Genomic DNA, 23,236 nt, shown 5'->3' on the forward strand with positions numbered 1-23,236 from the left:
GGTTACCTTCGGACGGTCGCCGTGGCGGTGGCGACGGTGCCGTGCTGGACGGTTTCGACGGTGGCGCCGACACCGAGGACGCCCAGGGCGATGGAAGCGATAACGGCGGAGCCGGCCAGGACGCGTCGGTGGCGCTTGGGCATGGGGAAGCGCGGTTCCTGGGAGGTCGCCGGAGGGATGGCGTTCATGGCAGGGAGGTTTCCAGGGCGGTGTTAACGATCGCTACGTGCGGGTGAAGTCCGGGTGGGGGGTGGGCGTCGGCTTGGGCGACAGCTGCAACGCCGCAGGTCACGCCAGCCCCCCGGGGTGGGCGGCGGCCCGCCCCGGGGAGGGGCGGTTCACCCGGTCGGGGGACGCCGGTTCCCACTGCGGGCGTCGGCCATGGCCTCGCCGACGGCGACCCGGACGGCGTCCCGCAGGCCGTGCACGGGGTGGAAACGGGACGGTCCGGCGGCGGGGTCGGTGCGCAGCTCCTTCACCAGCGCGACGCACAGCAGCAGCATCACCCCGACGAACGGCAGCGCGACCAGGATGGTGGCGTTCTGCAGCGCGGTGAGCCCGCCGGCCAGCAGCAGCGCGGCCGCGACCCCGCCCATCAGCACGCCCCACACCACCACCAGCCAGGTGCGCGGGTGGAGCGAGCCGCGGCTGGAGAGCGAGCCGAGGACGAGCGAGGCGGAGTCGGCGCTGGTGATGAAGAAGGTCATCACCAGCAGCACCGCGACCACGCTGGTCACCGTGCCGCCGGGGAGCGAGCGCAGCATTTCGAAGAGCGAGGCCTCGGCGCCCTGCGGGATGGTCTCGACGAGGTCGGCGGCGCCGGTGCTGTCGAGCCGGATCGCGGTGCCGCCCATGACGCAGAACCAGATCACGGTGGCCCCGCTGGGCACCAGCAGGACGCCGAGGAGAAACTGCCGCACGGTGCGGCCGCGCGAGATGCGGGCGATGAAGGTGCCGACGAAGGGGGCCCAGGAGAGCCACCAGGCCCAGTAGAAGATGGTCCAGCTGCCGAGCCAGTTCTCGTCCGTGAAGGCACCGGTCTGGGTGGACATCGCGAGCAGGTCGGAGAGGTAGCCGCCGACGGTGGAGGGGATCGCGTCCAGGACGAAGACGGTCGGGCCGACCACGAAGACGAAGAGCATGATCAGCGAGGCCAGCACCACATTGGCGGTGGAGAGCCACTTCACGCCCTTGTGCACGCCGGAGAAGGCGGAGAGGACGAAGGCGGCGCTCAGCGCGGCGATGATCACCAGCTGGGTGCGCTCGGTGTTGCTGACGTCGGAGACGTAGCCGAGGCCGTCGGCCACCTGGAGGGCGCCGAGGCCGAGGCTGGTGGCCGAGCCGAAGACGGTCGCGAAGACGGCGAGCAGGTCGATCGCCCGGCCCGGCCAGCCGTCGGCGCCGCGCTCGCCGATCAGGGGCACGAAGGCGGCGGAGATCCGGTTGCCCCGGCCCTTGCGGAAGGTGGTGTAGGCGAGCGCGAGGCCGCCGACCGCGTAGATCGCCCACGGGTGCAGGGTCCAGTGGAAGAGGGAGAACTCCAGCGCCTGCTGGGCGGCGGCCGGGGACTGCGGTTCGAGTCCCGAGCCGAGCTGCGGCGTGGCGAACAGCTGGAGCGGTTCGCCGACGCCGTAGAACATCAGGCCGATGCCCATGCCCGCGCTGAACATCATGGCCACCCAGGCGAGGGTGGAGAACTCCGGTTCGTCATCGTCCCTGCCGAGCCGGATCCGTCCGAAGCGGCTGAACGCGAGCAGCACGGTGAGGGCGAGGAAGATGTCGGCGGCGACGACGAAGAGCCAGCCGAAGTTGTGCAGGACCCAGCCGAGGGCGGTGCTGGAGGTCCGGCCGAGGTTGTCCTCGGCGAAGATGCCCCAGGCGACGACCCCGAGCACCGCGACCGCGCCGATCCCGAAGACCACCCGGTCGACGGGGAGGGTGGCGGCGGGTTCGTCCGGCGGCCCGGCGGGCTGACTGGTCATGGGGTACCTCTCACGGCGTACTGGCGGGCCGACGGCATGCGTCGGCGACATGATCTAAAAGGGATACATGTCGTACTATGTCCAGTTCCCGTCGGGAGAGTCGGGACGGCGCGCCGGGAGGCGGCGACCTGAGGAGGCGTCAGCCTGGCCGGGTCGCGGCGGGGGGAGGGGCCGTCGGCGGGGCTCAGGCCGCGACGGGGAGCGGGACCGCCGGCAGCGGGGCGGCGGGTCCGGCGGTGTCCAGGTAGCCGGCCAGCGCGTTCCGGCTGCGGGTCAGCTCGCCGATCCGCGCGTCCAGTTCGGCCAGCTCGCCGCGGAGGGTGGCGAGCAGGTCCGGGCAGGACTCCAGGGCGGGGACCGGCCCGCTCGCGCAGGGGAGGATCCCGACGATCACCCGGGTGGGCAGGCCCGCCGCCAGCAGGCCCCGGATCTGCCGCACCCGGACCGTGTCGCCCTCGCCGTACTCGCGGTAGCCCCCGGCCGAGCGGGCGGGCCGGAGCAGGCCCTGCTCCTCGTAGTACCGCAGCAGGCGGGTGGACACCCCGGTCAGGCGGGCGAGTTCTCCGATGCGCATGACCGGGCGAACGCCGCCGCCCGGTCGGGTGTTCCCGCCGCGCCCGCGCGGGCGCCCCGGCGGAGGTCGGGCGGCGGCCGGTCGGCGGTCAGGCGGCGGCCGGGCCGGCGGGATGCTCGGCCAGGAACCCGAGCAGCAGTTCCCGCAGCTCGGGCAGCCGCTCGACCATGGGCAGGTGGCCGGCCGTCAGCTCGACCAGCCGGGCCCCGGGGATGCCCTCGGCCAGGGCGCGGTGCTGCTCCGGCGGCACCAGTCCGTCCTCGGTGGTGCTGACGACCAGGGTCGGTACCCCGACCCGGGCCAGCTCGGCGCGGACGTCGGCCCGGGCGGCCAGGTCGAACTGGGCGTGGAAGCCCGCCGGGAGCGGGGCGGCGGCCAGGGCGGTGCGCAGCTCGGCGAGCTGTTCGGCGGGCAGCGCGTCCACCCAGGTCCGGCCGAACACCACGGTCAGCAGCTGGTTGGCCATCAGCTCGGGGTGCTCGGCGAGGGCGAAGGCCTGGTCGGCCAGCAGCCGGAACCGCTGCGAGCCGCCGGCCGCCCCGGAGAGCAGCAGCAGCGAGCGGATCCGCCCGGGGTGGCGGGTGACGGCCCGGACGGCCACGGCGGCGCCGAGCGAGTAGCCGGCCAGGTCGAACCCGTCCAGGCCGGCCGCGTCGGCGGCGGCCACCAGGCGGTCGGCCAGGTCGTCGAGGGAGAGCTCGCCCGGTTCGGCGGGGCTGTCGCCGGAGCCGGGGAAGTCGGGGGCGACGACCGTGCGGCGGGTGGCGAGGTCGTCGAGCAGCGGGCCCCAGTTGTCGCGGGCGCTGCCGCCCGCGCCGTGGGCGAGCACCAGCCCGGGGCCGCTGCCCAGGACGATCCGGGCGAGGGGTGCGGCGGGGGTGGTGGGCGCGGTGGTGGGCGCGGTGGTGGGCCGGGTGGTCATGGCGGTGCTCCTGGGCGGCTCGGGTCGTGCGGAACGGGCGGGTCCGGGCCGGAGGGCCGGACCGCTCCGCACGCTAGGAGTTCACACCGGTGTGAAGGTCAAGCCCGCCGCTCGACCGGGGCGCCCCGGCACGCGGGCAGGACGGGGCGCGGCCCGGCCCGTCAGGGCCGGGCCCGCCTCGCGTCGGGCCTCAGGCCGTGGACGTGACCTCGTACGGGGCCGGGCGGGGCGTCTCGTACGGGTTCAGCACCAGCCGCACCACGTCCTCCAGCCGTCGCCGGGCGTCGCCCAGCGTGGTGCGGCCGGTCACCCAGGCGGTCAGCTCGCCCTGCCAGGCATGGCCGACGATGTGCCGCACCAGGTCGCTCGCCGCGGCCGGCACCTCGTCGGCCATCACCGCCTGGAGCGCCGTGCTGTCGGCCCGGGCCATGCCCTGGAGGGCCTCGCTGGCGAAGGGGTCGGTGGAGGCGGCGACGGCCACTCTCAGTCGGGCCAGCTCGGGCTGCCGCTGGTAGGCGCGCATGCCGCCGCGGACGAACCGCGCCACCCGGTCCGTGGCGCCCAGGCCGGCGCGCGGTCCGCGCAGCTCCGCCACCAGGTCGGCCAGCAGCAGCCGGTGCCAGTCGGCGATCGCCGCCGCCAGCAGGTGGTCCTTGGAGGAGAAGTAGCGGTACGCCGTCCCCAGGGCGACTCCGGACCGCTCGCAGACCTGCTTCATCTGCAGCCGCTCGACGCCGATCTCGTTCACCAGGGCGAGCGCCGCCGCGATCAGGCTTTCGCGGCGTTCGAGCTGACGCGGAGACATCGCCTCCACCGGCCGTGGTGACAGGTCAACCTTGGTCACCCGCACCATGATACGGGCCGGGGCCGCTCAGGAATATGACGCCGACCGGCCGCCCGCCGTTCGCCCCTCGGTCACCGGGTGCGGGCGGGGCGGCGGACGGCGGGCGCGGCGGGGCCGGCCGGGCGGTGCGGCCGGACGGACCGGGTGGTCAGCGCGGCGCGACGAGGCGTTCGCGGATCAGCGCCTCCTGGACGGCGGAGGCCACCAGCCGGCCCCCTCGGTCGTAGAACTCGCCCAGCGCCAGCCCCCGGCCGTCCGAGGAGGACGGGCTGCGCTGGGCGAACAGCAGCCATTCGTCGGCCCGGAACGGCCGGTGGAACCACATGGCGTGGTCCAGCGAGGCCATCACCAGCCGGGGCGGCTCGGTGCGCTGGAAGAAGTTCGGCTGGACGTGCAGCCCGGCGGTGGAGGCCAGGGTGAGGTCCGAGAGGTAGGTGAGGGCGCAGACGTGCAGCAGCGGGTCGTCGGCCGGCAGCGGGGAGCCGGCGCGCAGCCAGACGAACTGCTGCGTCATGCCGGGCACGGCCGGCGGCACGCCCGGCGCTTCCGGCGGGACGAAGCGCAGCTCCAGGGCGCCGAAGCCGCTGGCGACCAGCGCCGCCCGGGCCTCGTCGTCCCAGAGCGAGAAGGCGTCCGGCAGCTCCTCGGGGCCGGGCAGCGCGGGGATCTCGCGGTGCCGGTCGGCGGCCGGCTCGGGGCGCTTGAAGGACGCCGAGAGGGTGAAGACGGTCTCCCCCCGCTGGACCGCCGTCACCCGCCGGGTGGCGTACGAGGAGCCCTGGCGGACCCGGTCCACCCGGTACTCGATCGGGTGGCCCGGGTCGCCGGGCATCAGGAAGTAGCCGTGCAGCGAGTGCACCGAGCGGTCTGCCCCGATCGTCCGCCCGGCCGCCACCAGGGCCTGCGCGGCGACCTGGCCGCCGAACGCGCGCATCGGCGCCCCGGCGTGGCAGCGGCCACGGAACGTGTTCTCGTCGAGGGCCTCGATCCGCAGCAGATCGGCGAACGGTCCGACCATGTCGATCGCCCGTCTGTCCTGTTCGGTCAGCTCTGTCACGGGCCCATAGTGGCAGACCGGGACGCCTCGCCGATGTGACGTGGGTAACCCGTCCGGGCGAACACGCTTGCTAGAACGTGTTCCATTAGCCGGATTCCGGCGGATTCCGGCGGAGGGCGGACGGAGGCGCGGCGGGCGGTCGGCGGACCGGTGGGCGGGCTGCCGCCGGGGCCGGGGCGGCCGATTGTCAGTGCCCTGACCTAGCGTTACGGGCATGTCGCAATCCGCACACGCGTACGCCTATCTGCGCCCGTCCGCCGTCCTCGACGGCGCGGCCGGTCGGAGCCTCGCCCTGGAGACGTCCGGCGGTGCCACCCCGCTGGGGGACGCCGCCCACCCGCGGTTCTTCGCGGGTTTCCTGGCCGAGCCGGCACCGGCCGCCGCCGCGCTGCTCGCCGTGGCCGACGTCGCCGCCGCCCGGTACTACCAGCCGCTGCTGCGCGCCTCGCTCGACCCGGTGGTCACCGCCAACGGGGACCGGCTCCGGTTCGAGTCCTTCTCCGGCTGCTGCGGCGTCTACGCCCGCCTGGACGTGCTCGCCGCCGGCCTGGACGGGGACGCGATCGGCCACGGCACCACCAATGTCGATGTCAACAATCCGTTGCGAGAAGCACTCACCCGGATCGCTCCGGCCGAGCCGCTGCACCTCGCCGTCGGCCCGGACGCGCTGGAGGTCGCCACCTTCGACGGGCCGGTCGTCGAGAAGAAGGTCCCGCTGCCCGAGCGCTGGCTGCGCGGCTTCGCCGAGACCCAGGTGACGGCGGCCGGCTTCGACCTGCGGGCCGAGCTGCCCGCCGCCGAGGCGGTCCGCTTCCTCCGCTCGCTGCCCCGCGGGGGCCGGGCCGGGGCGAGGACGGTCCAGTGGGTGGTCCTGGCCGGGCGGACGCTGCGGCCGACCACCAGGCCGGTGGCCGGCGCGGTCTGCCTGCCGGGTCCGGAGCGGCTGGCCGCGCTGCAGCGGGTGCTGCGGCACGCCCGGGCGCTGCGGATCTACGGCCCGCCAGTAGTCGGGGACGGCCCGACGGCCTCCGCCTGGGAGGTCGAGCTGCCCGGGATGCGGCTCACCCTCACCCTCTCGCCGGACGCCTCCCGGGGCTTCAGCGGCGAGGGCGGCGTCCTCGGGGCGCTGGCCACCGACACCGCCGAACCGGACGCCGACCTGGTCGCGGCGCTGCTCGCCTGGGAGCCGAGGATCGAGGTCGCCGAACTCGCCGAGCAGGCCGGTCTCACCCCGGCCCGGGTGCGGGCCGCGCTGGCCCGGCTCGGCACGTCCGGGCAGATCGGCTACGACGTGGCCGAGGCCGCGTACTTCCACCGCCGGCTCCCGTACCAGGAGGGGCGGGCGGAGTCGGCCAACCCCCGGCTGAAGGCCGCTCGCGCGCTGGTCGCCGCCGGCGCCGTCCGGCTGGAGGAGGGCGGCGCGACGGCGGTCGTCACGGTGGACGACCACATCCAGCGGGTGCGGACGGAGGCGGCGGGCGCGGTCGGCTGCACCTGCCTCTGGTGGGCGAAGTACCGGGGCGGGCGCGGGCCGTGCAAGCACGTGCTGGCGGTCGGCATGGTCCGCGAGGCGCGGGCCCAGGACGGCGGAAACCGGGAGGGAACGCGATGAGCACGACAAGCACGACGAGCACGACAAGCACGGGGATCATGACGGGGGCGCCGGCCACGACGGGCGCCGAGGCAGCGGCCGACGCCGTGGAGGCGCTGCTGACGGCGGTCCGCGAGGGCCGGGCGGGCCGGGTGCCCGGGCTGCTCGCCGCGCTCGCTCCGGCCGAGCGGCGCTCCTGCGTCCCGGCGCTCAAGGAGCTGCGCCGGGAGAACCGCAGCGTGTGGTCGAAGCCGACCAACCGGCGGATGGAGGCCCTGCTGGTGGCCGGTGCCGGCTGCCACCCCGGCCCGGCCGGTGCGGCCGACTGGATCGGCGCCCGGGACTTCGACGGCCGTTCCTGGGCCCGCCACCCCGCCCTGGCCGAGGTCGTCGAGGCCCAGCCGGACGAGTGGCAGATCGAGGTGGTGGGCCGGCTCGCCGCCAAGCGCGGCTCCGGCTTCAACTGGGACCTCTTCCCGCTGATCGCGCGGGTGGTGCGGCGCACCGGCTGCGAGGTGCCGGCCTCCGACGACTTCGCCGCCGAGTGGCTGCGCTCGGGGGTCGGGCGGGAGAACAGCCCGCGCGGCAGCGCCACCACCCTGCTGGAGCGGCTGCGGGCCGACACCTTCACCCCGGTCCTGCTGCCCCGGGTGTTCGAGCTGGACGACGTCGCCTGGTCACTGGACGCCGGCCCCGATCCCCGGCCCGGGGACAGCTGGCCGTCGGCGATCGCCGGGCTGGCCGAGGAGGGCCCGTTCGGGCGGGCGGAGCTGATCGACCTCTGCCTGGGCCGACTGGTGCGCGGCGGCAGGGCCGCCGACCAGCGGGCGTTCCTGACCGTCCTGATCGCGCTCGCGCCCACGCCGCAGGAGTACGCGGCCCGGGTCCGCGACCTGATGGCGCTGCTCGACGGGCTCCCGGCGGTGGCCGGGCACGGCCAGCAGGTGCTCGCCGGGCTGGACGAGGCCGGGCTGGTCGAGCCGGAGGTGGTCACCGAGGCCTCGGCGGTGGTGCTGTTCCGGGCGGAGAAGAAGCTGGTGCGCGCCCAGCTCGCCTGGCTGGAGCAGGCCGCCCGGAGCGCTCCGGAGCGCTCCGGGCCGGTCGCGCTCGCCGCCGCCGATGCCTTCGGCCACCCCGACAGCGCCCTCCAGGAACGGGCGCTCAACCTGGTCGCCCGCCGCCTGAAGACCGCAGGGGAGGCCGTCCTGCCGGAGCTGCGCCTCGCCGCCGAGGCGCTCAACCCCGTCCACCACGCCAGGGCGGGCGCGCTGTTCGGCGCCGTCCTCGGCGGCTCGGGGGAGGACGACACCGCCTGGGACGAGCTGCTGCCGCCGGTCCCCGAGCCGGCCCCGCTCGACGAGCCGCTCGCCACCCCGGCGGAGGTCGCCGAGGAGCTGGCCGTGCTGCTGGCCGCCGGCCGGCCCGGCGTCGCCGTCTTCGAGCGGGTCCTGGACGGCCTGGTCCGGCATGCCCACCGCGACCGCCCGGCGCTGGCCGGGGCGCTGGAGCCGGTGCTGCGGGCCCACCCGTGGCAGAACGTCGGCCGGTGGGAGGACTGCGGCCCGGCCGACGCGCTCTACCTCGCGGCCGTGGTGGCCGGTCAGGTGGATCCGCACCGGCTCGGCCACGTCTTCCGGAACAAGGGCCGGCACCCGCTGCGCAGCGAGCACAACACCGTGTACGGCACGGTGCTGGCCGCCCGGATCTCCGAGGCGGCCGAGCGGGTCGCCGCCGACCCGCTGCCGCTGCTGCTCGCCACGCCGACCGACGCCACCGGCGCGATCGCCGCGACCGCGCTGGTCGGGCGGATCGCCGCCTACGAGGCCGCGGGCACGGCGGCCGCTCCGGCCGACCTGAACGCCGCGTTGCTGCGGGTCGCCCCGACGGCGGACCAGGAGGTGCTGGCGGCCGCCGACCGGCTGGCCTCGCCCGCCGGGCGGTGGGTGGCCGCGTGGCTGCGCGGGGGCGGTCTGCCGGGCCAGCCCTCGGAGCGGGTGCTGTTCGCCCCGGCCCCGGCGTCGCTGAGCCCGCTGCGGTACTGGGACCGCTGGTGGGAGGACCTCAAGCGGATCGCGGTCGCCCAGCCCGGCAGCGGCGGACCGGCCGGGCCCGCGGGCGAGCGGCTCGGCCCGGACTTCCGGGCGCTGCTGGAGAGCACCGAGCCCAGCGTGGCCCGGGTCCGCAAGCAGGACGAGTGGCTCTGGGAGCCCACCGAGCACTGGGCCGCGATGCTCCCGCACCACCGGGAGGAGCTGGCGGCCCGCTGGCTGGACCAGTTCGCCGACTCCGCAGACCGGGATCGGCGCGGTGCCGCCAGGATGCTGGTCGTGCTCACCGAGGCCGGCGGTCCGGCCGGGCTGGCGCTGCACCTGGCGCTGGCCTACTGCCTCGGCGCACGGTTCCCGGAGGACCGCACCGCCGCCGTGGACGCGCTGCTGGTGCTGGCCGCCCGGGGCGACCTGGACGCCGCCCTGCTCGGCCGCGAGCTGGGCGAGCTCGTCACGCTCGGGACGGTGAAGCCGAACCGGCTCGCGCACGCGCTGGGCACCGCCGCCGACACCGGGGCCTACGCCACCGTCTGGTCGGTGCTGGCCCCCGCCCTGCCCGCGCTGCTCGGGGGCGAGGCCCTGCGGGGCACCGCCGATGTGCTCGCGGTAGCGACCGACGCCGCCCGCCGCTCGGGTGCCCGCGGCCCGGTCGAGCAGGTGACCGCCACCGCGGCCCGCCCCGGCGCCGCCCGTCTGGTGAAGGAGGCCCGAGCGCTGCGCGACGTCCTGGCGGGCGCCTGAGCCGGGCGACGCGGCCTCGGCCCGGCCCTTCCGGCGGGTCGGGGCCCGTCCCACCCCGGGAGCGGGGGCGTGGTCGGGCGGCCGCCCGGCGGTACCCGCCCGTCTAGGGTGGGCGGGACCGCGCCCCCGCACCCGTCCGGAGCATCCGTGCTGCACCTGCGTCTGATCGTCCCCGTCGACCTGCGCGATCCCGTGCTCGGCTGTCTGGACGACTGCGTGGGGGTGACCCATGTGGTCCTGCTCCCCGACGCGGCCGTCCGCCCGGCGGGGGACGTGGTGCTGTGCGACGTCGCCCGGGAGTCGGCGGACGAGGTGCTGGCGGCCCTGCGCGGGACCGGTCTGCCCGAGCGCGGCGCGATCGACGTGCAGGAGGTCGGGCTGACGCTCTCGGCGGCCGCCGACGAGGCCGAGCGGCTCGCCCCCGGGGAGGGCGCGGACGCGCTGGTGTGGGAGGCGGTCTCCGAGATCACCCACGAGGAGTCCACCCTCACCGGTGTCTACCTCGCCTTCCTCACCGTGGCGACGATGCTGGCGGCCTGCGGGGCGGTGCTGGACAGCGCGATCCTGGTGGTCGGCGCGATGGCGGTGGGACCGGAGTTCGGGCCGCTGGCCGGGTTCTGCGTCGCGTTGGTGCAGCGCCGGGCGCGGCCCGCGCTGCGTTCGCTGAACGCCCTGGTGGCGGGCTTTGCGGTGGCGATGGCGCTGACCGTCCTCTTCACGCTGCTGCTGGACGGCCTGGGGCTGTTCAGCCAGGAGAAGTTCGACGCGGTACGGCCCAACACCTCGTTCATCTGGCAGCCGGACGCGACCTCGTTCGTGGTGGCCTTCCTGGCGGGTATCGCCGGACTGCTCTCGCTGACCTCGTCCAAGGCCGGGATGCTGGTCGGCGTGGCGATCTCGGTGACCACCGTGCCGGCTGCCGCCAATGCGGCGGTGGCGCTCGGGTACGGCGACTTCCGGCAGTTCTGGGGCTCCAGCGTGCAACTGCTGCTCAACATGGCCGGGATCGTCCTGGCCGGGGTGCTCACCCTGCTGGTGCAGCAGGGGGCCTGGCGGCGGATCCGCCGCCAGGCCCGCGAGGGGCGCACCCCCGCCTGAGTCCGGCCGCGGGGCCGTGCGGCCGGACTCAGACCGGGACGCCGTCGTCCTCGGCCGTCACCCTGGGGCGCGACCCGGGGGAGCCGGCGGCACCACCGGCACCACCGGTGGCCCCCGCCGTACCGATGGCACTCCCCGCCGCCTCGGCATCGGGCGGCACCGGCCCGGCTGTCGTGTCCGCCGCCCCGTCCGGCACCACCAGCGGCGTGCCGTCCCCGGGCGGCGCGGCCACCGCGCGCCACCAGCGCCGCAGCGCGGGCGGGTCGACCGGTTCGAAGGGCTTGCCGGGCCGAGGCACCACCAGCCGGGCGCCCTGCGCCCGCGCGGCGGCGACCACCCGCTCGGCGGGCTCCTCCCACGGGTGCGGAGCGAGGTTGAAGGTGCACCAGTGGATCGGCAGCAGCACCTCGCCGCCGAGGTCGAGGTGCGCCCGGACGCCCTCCTCGGGCGTCATGTGCACCTCGGGCCAGAAGTCACTGTAGGCGCCGACCTGCACCATCGTCGCGTCGAACGGTCCCAGCCGGCGGCCGATCTCGGCGAAGCCCGCGAAGTACCCGGTGTCCCCGCTGTGGAACACGGTGCGGCCGCCGCCCGCCACCACCCAGGACGCCCACAGGAACAGCGGGCTGGTGCGCGGGCCGCGGCTGCAGTAGTGCCGGGCGGGGGTGGCGGTCAGCGTCAGGCCGGCCACCTCGGCCGACTCCCACCAGTCGAGCTCGACGATCCGGTCGGCCGGCACGCCCCAGTACTCCAGGTGCGCCCCGACCCCGAGCGGCACGGCGAAGGTCGCGCCGGTGCCGATCAGCGCCCGGACGGTCCCCATGTCGAGGTGGTCGTAGTGGTCGTGGGAGACGACCACGACGTCCACCCCGTCGAGTTCGGAGAGCGGCAGCGGCACCGGGTGGAGCCGTTTGGGGCCGGTCCAGGCGAACGGGGAGCAGCGTTCGCCCCAGACCGGGTCGAACAGCACCCGGCGGCCGCCGATCTCGGCGAGCACGGTGGCGTGGCCGAGCCAGGTGAGCCGCAGGCCCGAGGCGGGCGGTTCGGCGAGGTCGACCGGGAGCAGCCGGTGCAGCGGCACGGCGGCGGCCGGTACCCGGCGGACGCGGTCGGCCGCCAACTGGGCGCGGGTGATCTCCAGCGGGCTGCGCTCGTAGACCAGTCGGCGGGTCGGCACCGGGTTGCGGAAGGCGCCGTCGGCGAACTGCGGGGAGCGGTGGATCCGGGCCAGCCGTTCGCCCCGCGGCTCGGCGCCGAAGGCGTCCGTCCGGACCCGGTGCCAGGCCGCCCGGGGCAGCCCGGTCAGGCCGGACAGTCCGGTCCGGCCGGGGGGCGCGGTGAGAGCGGAGGACAGGCCGGGGACGCGGGAGTACCACGGGGCGGCTGGGCGGGGCACGGCACCTCCAAGGACGGCGACGGATACCTGGCATGCCGGGGCGCGCACCGTCGGCGGGGACACCGGTTCGGTACGACAACCATCTCGTCGGAGGTTACTCGTGCTCGGCCCTCCGGACCCGGCGAGCGGCGGCCGCCGTCCGCCGACCAGGGGCCTTCCCCTGTGATCAGGAGTAGAAACGGGTGATCGTCTCGGCGACGCAGTGCGGCTTGGCGCTCTCGGCGCTGGTGATGGTGAACCGGACCACGGCCTGCACCCCGCCGGACACCTCGGTGGCCGAGACGAGTTCGGCGGTGGCCCGGATCGCCGTCCCGACCGGCACCGGGGCGGGGAAGCGGACCTTCTCCGAGCCGTAGTTCAGCGCCATCCGGACGCCCTCGACGCCGTAGCACTCCTTGGCCAGCACCGGGATCATCGACATCGTGAGGTAGCCGTGCGCGATGGTCGAGCCGAACTGGCTCTCCTTCGCCCGCTCCGGGTCGACGTGGATCCACTGGTGGTCGCCGGTGGCCTCGGCGAACAGGTCGATCCGCGCCTGGTCGACGGTGTGCCACTGGCTGGTCCCCAGCTCGGTGCCGACGGCGGCGGTCAGCTCGGCGAGGGAGGGGAAGATCGTCACGGAGCGCTCCTGAGGGCGGGCGGGCGGTGCGACAGCGGTCGCGGTGCGGTGGGTGCGAACTCCGCAGAGTATGCCTACTCGCCGGTCACCTGTCAGGGGTCCGCCGGAAGCGCCCGCCCGGGGTGGTCCCGCGCTTCCGAACGGTCGGCCTCAGGCGTGCGGGACGGGGTGGCCGGACGCGGTCAGCCGTCGGCCGCTGATCAGTTCGGGCACCACCGCGACGAACATCGGGTCGGGCTCGTCGGTCCAGGGCCGCAGCCCCGAGCGCAGCGCGCGGAGGATCTGCTCCGGGTCGCGCACGATGTCCGCCCGGCCGTGGACCAGCACGCTCCAGCCGCTCCGGGTGAGCGGGTCCAGCCGGTCGGCCTGGAAGGCGACGACGGTGCCGTCGAGCCCGCGCGCGGTAGCACTGTCCCGGCGCACGGCGAGCAGCAGGCGCCCGTCCGGGACGACCTCGAAGGAGACCGGAAGCACGGCCGGAAGCGCGTGTTCGGTGTACACCACCCGTCCGACGGGCACGGTGCTGAGCAGTCGGAGGCACGCCTCGGCGCCGAGTTCCTCCGGTTCGTCGTCCAGTGCGTCGTCACGGTCCATGGGTCCGATCGTCCCTCCGCCGGGCGCGGGCGGACAGGGCCCATGGTCCCTGAGCGGCAGGGCTTTGGGGCCGTCGTCCGGTCGAGGGCGGAGAGCGGACGGAGGGCGGGCGGGGGACAGGCGGAGGGCGGGTGGAGGACGGACGGAGGACTGGCGGAGGACAGGCGGGCCCGGACTCGTCGGGAAGGCGGTGCCCGGAGGCCCGACACCGACGGTGCGGGGCGATAGCCTGCCCCGCGGTGGCACCGGGGCGCACCGGGTGTGCCGCGAGGCCCGGAGCGGGCGGCGGAACGGTTCGGCGGCCCCGGGGTACCGGGGCCGGGCAGGAGGGGGCGGTGCGGGTGGCAAGCGGGATCGATCTGGTGGTGATCGGCGCGGACGGCGGGCCGGACCGCGCCTTCGGCGGTTCGGCCCGGGCGGCCGAGGGCGCCCGGGAACTGGCCGAGGTGCTGCCCGGGATGTGCTTCGACGCCGGCGCGGCCGACAGCCGGGTCACCGTGGTGGAGCCGGGCGCGGACGCCAACGCCATGCTCACCGCCGTCCGGGAGGCGGCCGCCCGCCCGGGCCGCTGGCTGCTGGTGTGCCTGGTGGGCCAGTTGGTGGCCGACCCGCGCGGCCGCCGGCTCGCCCTGGTCACCGCGGGCTCCACCGCCGACAACGCCTACCGGCGCGGGCTGGCCTGGGACTGGGTGGTCAGCGCGATGGTGCACGGCGACCAGGAGGAGGCGCTGCTGCTGGTCGACGCGGTGGTCGACAAGGACACCTGGGCGGCGCTGGAGCGCGGCGGCGGCGAGGACGGTGCCGGGGAACTGCTCAGCTACCCGCGGGTCCCGCTCTGGGGCCGGATCGGCCGGCACGCGCCCGCCCGCTACACCCCGGGCAGACGCGGCCGGGAGGCGGTCCTCCCCGGCGGCCCCGGGTCGTTCAGCCGCTCGCTCACCACCGTGCTCCGGCAGGGGGTCCCGGGGGCGCCCGCGGCCGTCGGTCCGCACGACCTGCAGCCGGCCGTCGGCGCGCTGCTCGACGGCGGCGCCCCGCACGAGGGGGACGGTGCCGGTGCGCCCCCGCGGCAGGGCGAGGCGCCGGGTGTGCGCCTGCTCGTACCGCCGGAGGGCGGGCGCCTGCTGATGCGCAATCGGGCCGCGATTCGGGGCGCATTGGCCGGATTGTCGCTTTCCGAAGAACTGTTGGCTCTTCTGTGGCGGGAAAGTGCCCCGACGGATCCTCCTTCCGCGTAAGGTCAGGAGGCCCCAGGTGTTGCCGTGAAGGCTCGGTTTGGCGAAGAATCGATGCTCGCGAGGCAACACCAGCGGGACTGCGGAATTCTTCTGGCGGCCCCGGACCACATGCGGGGCCGGCTGCGACGAGGTGGGGCGATGCGGCAGCGCGGAATTGTGTTGCGCCCTGGGGCGGTTGGGATCGGTGGGGTGATTCTGGCGTTGCTGCTGAGCGGCTGTTCCAGCAGTGGGGCCGGGGGGTCCGCCGATCGACTGGGGACGAACGCGCCCACGGTTGCGGGGGTGACTCCGGTAACTCCTTCGGGTGGTTCGGCAAACGTCGGGAACGCGCCGACCGACGGGGTCGAAGGCGCCGCCGCGCGCGAGGCGGTGAGGGCCTATCAGGACTGGTGGAATGCCCAGGCCGAGGCCTACGGGCAGCCGGACGCGGACGGTTCGAACTTCGGCACCTTCGCGTCCGGACAGGTGCTGACCGACGCGCTGGTCAACCTCAAGCAACTGCACGACGCCAAACTGGTGATGACGGGCAGTCCGCGGAATTCCCCGGTGGTGAAGTCCGTCGACATCACGGCCGATCCGAACACCGCCGTGATCGAGGACTGCCTGGACGTGTCCGGGTGGCACCAGGCGGACGCCGCGACCCGCGCGGTCATGGACCCGCCCGACCGGCTCACCCGGTATGTGGCGACCGTTTCGCTACGACAGTTCCGAACGCGTTGGCTGATCCACGAGTTCAAGCGGGAGGTGGGACGCACATGCTGAAGCCGGTACGGCGATTGGTGATCGGCGCGCCGCTGTTCGCCGGATTACTGATGGCCCCGACGGGCACCGCCGCGGCGGACTCCACCCCCACCGGGGGTGCGACCCGCTGCCATGTGAACGTGATCTGCGCCGGGACGAGCGAGACCACCACCAAGCCGCCCAAGGGTGGTGGCGGGACCGGAGGGACCGGTAGCGGGCCGCAGGTCTGCAGCTTCAACGGCCAGACCTACGCCTGCTACAACCCGGAATTCGGCTGGTTCAGCTCCGCCACCGGCTACTACTACCGGCTGGCCGACCCACAGCCCCCGGCGGGCGATCCGCTCTGGGAGGGCCACAAGCCGGAGGACGGCGGGGTCTACGCCGAGAACCGCCTCAGCAGCGACGGGAGTCAGGCACCCGGCCAGTTCAGGTTCTTCGCCCAGCCGCCTGCCGGGCCGCCGCCGGACAACCCGGTCGAGCTGGCCAAAAGCGCTTCCGAGGAAATCGTCTTCCCGGACCCGGTGCCCGGCATCGCCCCCGAGGGCACCTCCGTCGTGGGCGTGCCGGTCTGGTTCTGGCTGGCCAACCCGCAGCCCCCGGCGGCGAAGACCGCACGGGGCAACGTCATCGCGGTGACCGTCACCCCCCGGCTGAAGAGCCTGGAGTGGAGCCTGGGCGACCAGTTGGACCCGAAGAAGGAGACGGTGAAGACGTGCGAGGGCGCCGGCACCCCGTACGAGCCGAAGTACGGCGCGACCCCGTCCCCGACCTGCGGCCACGTCTTCACCACCGGCTCCGGCACCCGTAAGGCGGGCCTCTTCTACGGCACCCTCACCGTGCACTGGGTCGGCGAGGTCACCATCACCGGCGGCACCCAGACGGTGGCGCCGATCGACCTGGAGACCAGCGTGCGGCTCCAGTTCCCGGTGGCCGAGGTACAGGTCCTCAACTAGCCGACCTCATCTGGGCGACCTCGACCGGGCGACCTCGACGGGGCGACCCGACACCGCCGCAAGCACAGCAACGACCGACGAACGACGAACGACGCGAGGAAGGCCGAAGCCCGGTGGAGAACCGTACCTTTGCCGCATCCGGCTCCGGCACATCCGCCACGGCGACCGCGAGCAGCACCGCGCCCGCGCCCGTGGCCGTGCCGGAGCAGGGGCGCGGTGCCCCGCGCACCCCCGGGCGGGCGCTCGGCGCCCGGCGCAGGCGGCCCGCCGTGCTGGCCATGGCGGTGGCCCTGATAGCCGCCGGCGGGCTGGGCGGCGCGGTGCTCTACAACAGCACCGGCCAGCGGATCACCGTGCTGGCGCTGGCCCGTGACGTGCCGTGGGGGCAGGCGCTGACCGAGGGCGACCTGGTGACCGTCCGGATCGCGAGCGACCCGGCGCTCAAGCCGCTGGACGCGGCCGACCGGGCCAAGGCGATCGGCATGCGGGCCACCACGGACCTCCACCGGGGCGGGCTGCTGACCAGGTCGGACCTCGCTCAGTCGCTGGTCCTGAACCCGGGGCAGCTGCTGGTCGGCGTCGCGGCCCGGCGCACCCAGCTGCCGGCCACCCGGCTCCAGCCGGGCCTGCCGGTGATCGTGGTGTACACCTCGGACGGGGGGCGGTCCGAGACCCTCGCCGCCACCGTCTTCAACGCCGGCCGGGTGGACGCCGACGGCAGCCAGGTGTTCGACGTCGTCGTCAACGAGGCGGACGCCGCCCGGCTGGCGGGCTGGGTGGCCACCGGGCGGATCCAGGTGGTGCTGGCTCCGCGTCCCTCCGCCGCCTCACCCTCCGCCGCTTCGCCCGGCGCGGCCGCCCCGGGCGCGCCGACCCCCGGTGCCACCGGCACCCCCGCCGCCGGAGCGCCGACGAGCGGCGCGGCGGCCCCGGCCGCCGTCTCCGGGGCGTCCGCCGGAACTCCGGCCGCCGGACGCCCCGCAGCCTCGGGCGCGCCGACCGGGGCGGGTGGGAACTGAGATGGCCGTGATCGCGGTGGTCGGCGCCCCGGGGGCACCCGGCGCCACCACGACCGCGCTGGCACTGCTGCTGGCCTGGCCGCTGCAGCCCGGCCGCCGCATCCTGCTGGTCGAGTGCGACCCGGACGGCGGCGCCGTCCTGGCCGGTGCCCTGGAGGGCCGGGTCGAGGCGGTCTACGGACTGCGCAACCTCGCCGTGGCCGACCGCCGGGGACTGCTCGCGCAGGCCCTCTGGGAGCAGCTGATCGACCTCTCCCCGGCCGGCAACGCCGAACGCCTCCTGCTGCCCGGCCTGACCGACCCCACCCAGGCGCCCGGCCTCGCCTACACCTGGGAACCGCTGATGGAGGTGCTGCACGGGCTGGAGCCGCAGGGCTACGACGTCATCCTCGACCTCGGCCGCTCCGGCGCCACCGGCACCAGCGCGGTGCTGGCCCGCCGGGCCGACGTGGTCGCGGCGGCCGTGCGCACCACCCTGCGCGGGCTGAGCGCGGCCCGGCCCCGGCTGGCGACGCTGGCCGAGGACCTCGCCTCGGCCGGTACCGGCGCCGACGCGCTGGGCCTGCTGCTGATCGCCGAGGGGCCGTACTCGGGGGCCGAGGTGTCCAAGGAGTTCGGGCTGCCCGTGCTCGGCCTGCTGCCGCACGCGCGGCGCACCGCCCAGGTGCTGTCGGACGGCGGGGACGTCACCGACCGGCGGTTCGTCCGCTCGGAGCTGATGCGCACGGCGCGGTCGGCGGCGGACGAGATCCAGTTGACGGTCCGCCGGCGGCGCCAGCGGCTCGCTCCGGCGGTGGCGGGGCCGGCGCAGCTCGGGCCGGGGACGGGTGCCGGGACGGCGGCGGAGGCTGTCGGGCCGACGGCGGTGCCCGGCGCCGGGACGGCCGCACCGGCCGGACCCCAGCGGGCCGACGCGGCCGGGTACGGGTACGCCGGGCCCGCAGCGACAGCAGCAGCGGCGGCCTCGGCACCGCAGCCCGCGCCGACGTACCAGCAGCCGACGTACCAGCAGCAGTCGTACCAGCAGCAGTCGTACCAACAGCAGGGATACGAGCAGCAGGCGTACCAGCAGCCGTACGGGCAACAGTCCTACGGGCAACAGCCGTACGAGCAGCAGCCGTACGGCCCGGTGCCGCCCGTGATCACCACCGGCCCGGTGGCGCCGCTCGCCGGGCTCGCGCCGCAGCCGGCCGCCCCGGCGCCGTTCCCCGGGCACGGGCAGGTCGGCCAGTCGTACGCGGACCGGGCGTACCCCGAGGGCCCGCACCCCGAGGCCGTGTACCCGGGCGCCCCGTACCCCGACAGTCCTCACCCCGGCGGCCCGTACCAGGGACCGGGAGTCCAGCCGTACCCGGAGCCCGGATCGTCCGCCCCCGCCCCCGCTCCCGCCCCCGCTCCCGAGGTCCGGGACCAGACCGTCGACGGGGAGGTGCTCCGTGCGCGGTAGTCCGCTGCACCAGCAGCCCGCGACCGACCCGGCCGCGCTGCCCTGGTCGACGCCACTGCCCGGCCCGGTCGGGCCGATGACCACCGGCCGGGTCGCCCCCGGCCCGACCGCGCCCGGCCCGACCGCCCCCGGCCCGGTGGCCCCGGGCCAGGCGGCGGCAGCGCCGACGGCCGCCGTTCCCGCCGCCGCAGCCACGCCCACCGCCGTCCCCTCCGCGCTGCCCTCGCTCGACCGGCGCGGCGCCGGCACCCGGCCCGCCGTCGACCCCGCGGTCGCGCGCGAGCTGAAGCGCCAGGTCGCCGCCGAACTGCACCAGCAGATCACCCGGTTGACCTCCGGCTCCGGCGCCGAGCCGGACCGGGCCACCCGCCGCCAGCGCGGCCGCGCACTGATCGAGGAGGCCGTCGCCCGCTGGTCCGACACCTACGCGCAGACCCACGGCATCCCGCCGACCCGCGAGCAGGACCGCGCCCTCGCCGAGGCCGTCTTCGACCTGCTGTTCCGGGCCGGCCGGCTCCAGCCCTACCTGGACGACCCGGACATCGAGAACATCCTCGTCAACGGCTGCGACGACGTCTGGGTCTCCCGGGTGCACCAGCCGCTGCGCCAGGTCCCGCCGGTGGCCGACAGCGACGCCGAACTCGTCGAACTGCTCCAGGACCTGGCCCGCCAGCACGGCGGCGGCGAACGCTCGCTGTCCACCGCCAGCCCGATGCTCGCCCTGCGCCTGGAGGGCGGCATGCGCCTCCAGGCGCTCACCGAGGTCACCCCGCGCCCGTACGTCGCGATCCGCCGGCACCGGGTGGCCTCGGCGACCCTGCCCGAGATGGTCCGGCTCGGCGCCGTGGACAGCACCCTCGCGGCCTTCCTGGCCTCGGCCATCCGGGCCCGGAAGAACGTGATGATCACCGGCACCCAGGGCGTCGGCAAGACCAGCCTGCTGCGGGCGATGGCCGCCGAGATCCCGCCGGACGAGCGGGTCGGCACCCTGGAGTCGGAGTTCGAGCTCTGGCTGCACACCCTCGGCCATCTGCGCCAGGTCGTCCCGATGGAGGCCCGGGAGGGCAACGGCGAGCGGGTGGAGGGCCGGGCGGCCGGCGAGCTGACCATCGGCGACCTCATCCCGGCGGCGCTGCGGATGACCCTCTCCCGGATCATCGTCGGCGAGGTCCGCTCCGGCGAGGTCGTCCCGATGCTGCGCGTCATGACCAACGGCGAGGGCGGCTCGATGTGCACCCTGCACGCGCGCGGCCCGCACATGGTCGTCGACCGCATCGCCGAACTCTGCCTGGAGTACGGCTCGCACATGACCGACGCGCTCGCCTACCGGCTCACCGCCAACGCCGTGGACTTCATCGTGCACGTGTCGATGGTCGACGAGACGCACGTCGGCGGCCGCCGGCACCGCTTCGTCTCGCACGTCCTGGAGGTCGCGGGCCTCGGCGAGAGCGGCCGGCCGGCGCTGAACACCGTGTTCGGTCCGCGCCCCGAGCTGGGCGAGCCGCGCGCCGTCCCGCACACCCCGCCGCAGTGCCTGGACGACCTGCGCCGGGCCGGTTTCGACGCCGCGCTGCTCGGCTCCCGCTACGGCAGCTGGGCCGAGCCGCTCCAGCTGCGGATCGGCGGTGGTGCCCGGTGATGCCGCTCTTCGTGCTCTGCGGCCTCGCCGTCGCGGCGGGCCTGGTCGCCCTGGTGGCCTGGGCGCGCGGCAGCGACCCGGCGCGGGAGCCGGCGGAGCCCCGGGAGCTCAACCCGCTGGCCTCCCGGCTGCACGTGTTCTGGTACGGCGCGCCCGGCACCGCCTCCCACCGGATGGCGCGGCTGCGCCGGATCCAACTGCCGCTCACCCTGATCGGGGCGCCGCTCGGCTGGCTGTTCACCGGCATCCCGCTGACGGTGCTGCTGGTGCCGCTGGCGGTGTTCGGCCTGCCCTGGCTGTTCGACACCACCCGCTCCGACACCGACCGGATCGAACGGCTGGAGGCGCTCTCGGAGTGGACCCAGCGGATCGCCGACGTGCTGCTGCTCGGCGTCGGCCTCAACCAGGCCATCATCACCAGCCGCCGCACCGCGCCCGCCGCGATCGAGGCCGAGGTCGGCGAGCTGGCCGCCCGGCTGCAGGCCCGCTGGCGCCCGGAGGAGGCGCTGCGGCTGTTCGCCGACAGCATGGCCGACGCCACCGCCGACAAGGTGCTCGCCGCGCTGGTGCTGCGCGCCGCCGACAGCGGCCCCGGCCTGGCCCGGGCGCTGTCCGACATGGCCGAGTCGGTCCGCGAGGAGGTCCGGCAGCGGCGCACCATCGAGGCCGACCGGGCCAAGCACCGCACCACCATCCGCTGGCTGGTGGGCATCATCCTGCTGGTCGTCACGGTGGGCTCGTTCAACACCGAGTACACCGCCCCCTACAGCACGGCGCTCGGCCAGATCGTGCTCGGCGTGATCTGCGCGCTGTTCGTGGCGGTGATCGCCTGGATGCGCGCGCTGGCCTCGTACCCGCCGGTGCCGCGGCTGCTGGAGCCGGACCGCCGCAGCCGGACCGGCCGCGCGCTGCGCCGGCGCGGCGACGGGCAGGCCTCGGACGGCGCCGACGGACCGGCCCCGGCCGACGGGACCGACGGTGCCGAGGGCACCGCGCGACTGCTCGGGGAGGTCCGATGATCTCCCCGTGGTCCGTGCTGGCCGGCGCCGTCGCGGCGGGCGGCGTCGCCATGCTGATCGCCGAACTCCGGCCCTCGCCGCCCGACCTGGGCCAGGCGCTGGACCGGCTGCACCGCACCCCGGCCGACCGCACCCCCGACCCGGACGACCGGCCGCGCTGGTTCGACCGGATCGGCGAGCGCTCGGTCCGTCTGCGCGGGGTCCGCATCCCGGAGCGCGAGCTCGCCCTGATCGGCCGCACCCCGGCCCGGTTCATGGCGCACAAGCTGCTCTTCGCCCTGCTCGGACTGGCGCTGCCGCCGTACCTGGTGGTGGCGGCGCTGCTGCTCGGCCTGGACCTGCCCTTCGCCCTGCCGCTGGTGGTCGGGCCGCTGCTGGCCGGGCTGCTCTGGTTCGTCCCGGACGGGATCGTGCGCGGCGAGGCCAAGGAGGCGCGGGTCGAGTACCTGCACGGCATCGCCGCCTACCTGGAGTTGGTGGCGATGGAACGGGCCGCCGACCTCGGCCCGGCCGAGGCGCTGCGCCGGGCCGCCGCCGTCGGGCGCGGCGCGGTGTTCCTCCGGATCCGGGACGCGCTGGACCGGGCGGCCACCGACCGGCTGCCGCCGTGGGCCGGACTGGACGCGCTGGCGGAGGAGTTGGGCCTGACCCCGCTCCAGGACCTGGCCGACATCATGCGGATCTCCGGTACCGACGGCGCCGCCGTCTACGACACCCTGCGGGCCCGGTCCAAGGGCCTGCGGGGCGAACTGCTGGCGGAGGACCTCGCCCGGGCCAATGCCGACAGCGAGCGGATGGTGGCTCCGGGGTCCGCGCTGACTCTGCTGATGACCTTCCTGGTCGTCTTCCCGGCACTGTTCAAGATGCTCAACTGAACCACCCCGTCCGATGGGACACCCCGTTCGATGAGTCACCCCGTCGCGGAGGTCAGCGCCTCCGTCACCACATCTCACCCCTGGGAGCAGTTCATGAAGGACCGACTCAAGCCACTGGTCTTCCTACTCGTCGGCGCGGCCCTGCTGCCGCTCCAGTTCGCCGCCACGCTCTTCCACTTCCGGATGGGCCGGGTCAAGGCCGCCCGGGCGCGTGGCGACAAGGGCGCCATCAGCATCGAACTCGCGCTCGCCGTCATCGCGCTGGTGTTCATCGCGGGCCTGGTGGTGTTCGCCCTGGTCGCTCTGAAGGACAAGGTCGTCACCAAGGTCAACCAGGACCCGAAGTACACCGGCGGCGCCGGGGCTCCGGCCGGCTCGTGATCCACCGTCGTCGCCTCCGCCGTCCTCGTCCCCGCCGTCTTGGTCCTCGCCGTTCCGACCGGGGGGCGATGACCCTGAGTCTGGCCATCGTCTTCCCGATCGTCCTGATCCTGATCATGACTGTCACCCAGACCGGGATGTGGTGGTACCACCGCCAACTCGCGCTGAGTGCTGCCCGCGAGGGCGTCGACGCGGGGCGGGGTCAGGGGAACCGGACCGACGCGCAGAAGGACGAGGCCGCGCGGCGGCAGGCCGACGACTTCCTGACGCGACAGGGCAACACGGACCACCGGGTCGTCACGGACGGCAGCTCGCCGGTGCTGATCAAGGTCACCGTCGAGGTGACGCCCCCGGTCATCATCCCGTTCATCACTCCGCCGACCGTCACCCAGTTCGCCGAGGCCCCGCGCGAGCGGTTCGTCCCCCCGGTGGTGCGGCCGTGAGTCGGCCGGTGCGGT

General features: G+C 75.4%; 22 protein-coding genes. 13 read left to right on the forward strand and 9 right to left on the reverse strand.

The genetic code is table 11. The features are described from left to right. Positions 1 to 2 precede the first annotated feature (2 nt). The 6 genes from ADK60_RS34120 to ADK60_RS34145 all read right to left on the reverse strand — a co-directional run bounded on the left by ADK60_RS34120 (position 3) and on the right by ADK60_RS34145 (position 5,340). Positions 3 to 188 (reverse strand): hypothetical protein, encoded by a 186-nt coding sequence (locus tag ADK60_RS34120; RefSeq protein WP_053650794.1) that lies wholly within the window; start codon positions 186 to 188, stop codon positions 3 to 5. A 150-nt stretch (positions 189 to 338) separates the two neighbouring features. Next, a complete protein-coding gene (locus ADK60_RS34125) occupies positions 339 to 1,982 on the reverse strand; it encodes a BCCT family transporter (protein ID WP_053650795.1) in 1,644 nt (547 codons plus the stop codon). A 184-nt stretch (positions 1,983 to 2,166) separates the two neighbouring features. Beyond that, a complete protein-coding gene (locus ADK60_RS34130; RefSeq protein ID WP_053650796.1) occupies positions 2,167 to 2,556 on the reverse strand; it encodes a MerR family transcriptional regulator in 390 nt (129 codons plus the stop codon). Positions 2,557 to 2,644: 88 nt separating this feature from the next. Continuing rightward, a complete protein-coding gene (locus tag ADK60_RS34135; RefSeq protein ID WP_053650797.1) occupies positions 2,645 to 3,478 on the reverse strand; it encodes an alpha/beta fold hydrolase in 834 nt (277 codons plus the stop codon). A 190-nt stretch (positions 3,479 to 3,668) separates the two neighbouring features. Beyond that, on the reverse strand, positions 3,669 to 4,322 hold the full coding sequence (locus ADK60_RS34140) for a TetR/AcrR family transcriptional regulator (protein WP_045943995.1): 654 nt from the start codon (positions 4,320 to 4,322) through the stop codon (positions 3,669 to 3,671). A gap of 148 nt (positions 4,323 to 4,470) precedes the next feature. After that, a complete protein-coding gene (locus tag ADK60_RS34145) occupies positions 4,471 to 5,340 on the reverse strand; it encodes an acyl-CoA thioesterase (protein ID WP_053650798.1) in 870 nt (289 codons plus the stop codon). Positions 5,341 to 5,593: 253 nt separating this feature from the next. Here ADK60_RS34145 and ADK60_RS34150 point away from each other — a divergent pair, with 253 nt between their 5' ends. The 3 genes from ADK60_RS34150 to ADK60_RS34160 all read left to right on the forward strand — a co-directional run bounded on the left by ADK60_RS34150 (position 5,594) and on the right by ADK60_RS34160 (position 10,857). Next, complete coding sequence (locus tag ADK60_RS34150; RefSeq protein WP_053650799.1) at positions 5,594 to 6,991, forward strand: SWIM zinc finger family protein; 1,398 nt, start codon at positions 5,594 to 5,596, stop codon at positions 6,989 to 6,991. Then, the gene (locus ADK60_RS34155) at positions 6,988 to 9,759 is read left to right on the forward strand and encodes a DUF7824 domain-containing protein (RefSeq protein WP_159400698.1); all 2,772 of its coding nucleotides are present in this window, start codon (positions 6,988 to 6,990) and stop codon (positions 9,757 to 9,759) included. Before ADK60_RS34150 ends, ADK60_RS34155 begins: the two co-directional genes overlap by 4 nt. Positions 9,760 to 9,906: 147 nt before the next feature. Next, positions 9,907 to 10,857 carry a DUF389 domain-containing protein gene (locus tag ADK60_RS34160; protein WP_053650801.1) on the forward strand — a complete coding sequence of 317 codons (951 nt, stop codon included), beginning with the start codon at positions 9,907 to 9,909 and terminating at the stop codon, positions 10,855 to 10,857. Positions 10,858 to 10,885: 28 nt separating this feature from the next. Here ADK60_RS34160 and ADK60_RS34165 read toward each other — a convergent pair whose 3' ends face one another. The 3 genes from ADK60_RS34165 to ADK60_RS34175 all read right to left on the reverse strand — a co-directional run bounded on the left by ADK60_RS34165 (position 10,886) and on the right by ADK60_RS34175 (position 13,466). Further along, a complete protein-coding gene (locus ADK60_RS34165) occupies positions 10,886 to 12,163 on the reverse strand; it encodes an MBL fold metallo-hydrolase (RefSeq protein ID WP_079008924.1) in 1,278 nt (425 codons plus the stop codon). A 256-nt stretch (positions 12,164 to 12,419) separates the two neighbouring features. Beyond that, entirely contained in the window at positions 12,420 to 12,872 is a 453-nt protein-coding gene (locus ADK60_RS34170; RefSeq protein ID WP_053650802.1) for a MaoC family dehydratase, read from the reverse strand. Between the two features lie 150 nt (positions 12,873 to 13,022). Continuing rightward, positions 13,023 to 13,466: a pyridoxamine 5'-phosphate oxidase family protein gene (locus ADK60_RS34175; RefSeq protein WP_045944001.1), complete on the reverse strand. Its 444-nt coding sequence runs from the start codon at positions 13,464 to 13,466 to the stop codon at positions 13,023 to 13,025. A 341-nt stretch (positions 13,467 to 13,807) separates the two neighbouring features. Here ADK60_RS34175 and ADK60_RS34180 point away from each other — a divergent pair, with 341 nt between their 5' ends. The 10 genes from ADK60_RS34180 to ADK60_RS45285 all read left to right on the forward strand — a co-directional run bounded on the left by ADK60_RS34180 (position 13,808) and on the right by ADK60_RS45285 (position 23,221). Next, the gene (locus ADK60_RS34180; protein ID WP_159400699.1) at positions 13,808 to 14,704 is read left to right on the forward strand and encodes a hypothetical protein; all 897 of its coding nucleotides are present in this window, start codon (positions 13,808 to 13,810) and stop codon (positions 14,702 to 14,704) included. A 189-nt stretch (positions 14,705 to 14,893) separates the two neighbouring features. Then, positions 14,894 to 15,466, forward strand: coding sequence for a hypothetical protein (locus ADK60_RS34185; protein WP_159400700.1), 573 nt, complete (start codon positions 14,894 to 14,896; stop codon positions 15,464 to 15,466). Next, positions 15,460 to 16,398, forward strand: coding sequence for a hypothetical protein (locus tag ADK60_RS45280; RefSeq protein WP_159400701.1), 939 nt, complete (start codon positions 15,460 to 15,462; stop codon positions 16,396 to 16,398). The genes ADK60_RS34185 and ADK60_RS45280 overlap by 7 nt, the downstream gene beginning before the upstream one ends. A gap of 113 nt (positions 16,399 to 16,511) precedes the next feature. After that, positions 16,512 to 17,417 (forward strand): SAF domain-containing protein, encoded by a 906-nt coding sequence (locus tag ADK60_RS34195; RefSeq protein ID WP_053650805.1) that lies wholly within the window; start codon positions 16,512 to 16,514, stop codon positions 17,415 to 17,417. A 1-nt stretch (position 17,418) separates the two neighbouring features. Beyond that, the gene (locus tag ADK60_RS45995) at positions 17,419 to 18,864 is read left to right on the forward strand and encodes a hypothetical protein (RefSeq protein WP_063783350.1); all 1,446 of its coding nucleotides are present in this window, start codon (positions 17,419 to 17,421) and stop codon (positions 18,862 to 18,864) included. Then, complete coding sequence (locus ADK60_RS34205) at positions 18,854 to 20,503, forward strand: TadA family conjugal transfer-associated ATPase (RefSeq protein ID WP_234371428.1); 1,650 nt, start codon at positions 18,854 to 18,856, stop codon at positions 20,501 to 20,503. Before ADK60_RS45995 ends, ADK60_RS34205 begins: the two co-directional genes overlap by 11 nt. Next, positions 20,503 to 21,522, forward strand: a complete 1,020-nt coding sequence (locus ADK60_RS34210) for a type II secretion system F family protein (RefSeq protein ID WP_063783351.1) — start codon at positions 20,503 to 20,505, stop codon at positions 21,520 to 21,522. The genes ADK60_RS34205 and ADK60_RS34210 overlap by 1 nt, the downstream gene beginning before the upstream one ends. Then, positions 21,519 to 22,397 (forward strand): type II secretion system F family protein, encoded by an 879-nt coding sequence (locus ADK60_RS34215; protein WP_045944010.1) that lies wholly within the window; start codon positions 21,519 to 21,521, stop codon positions 22,395 to 22,397. Before ADK60_RS34210 ends, ADK60_RS34215 begins: the two co-directional genes overlap by 4 nt. Before the next feature lie 30 nt (positions 22,398 to 22,427). Beyond that, positions 22,428 to 22,778: a hypothetical protein gene (locus tag ADK60_RS34220; protein ID WP_159394469.1), complete on the forward strand. Its 351-nt coding sequence runs from the start codon at positions 22,428 to 22,430 to the stop codon at positions 22,776 to 22,778. Between the two features lie 68 nt (positions 22,779 to 22,846). Then, positions 22,847 to 23,221 (forward strand): TadE family protein, encoded by a 375-nt coding sequence (locus ADK60_RS45285; protein ID WP_045944012.1) that lies wholly within the window; start codon positions 22,847 to 22,849, stop codon positions 23,219 to 23,221. Positions 23,222 to 23,236: the final 15 nt, after the last annotated feature.

Source organism: Streptomyces sp. XY431 (assembly GCF_001279805.1).
Lineage (GTDB): Bacteria > Actinomycetota > Actinomycetes > Streptomycetales > Streptomycetaceae > Kitasatospora > Kitasatospora purpeofusca.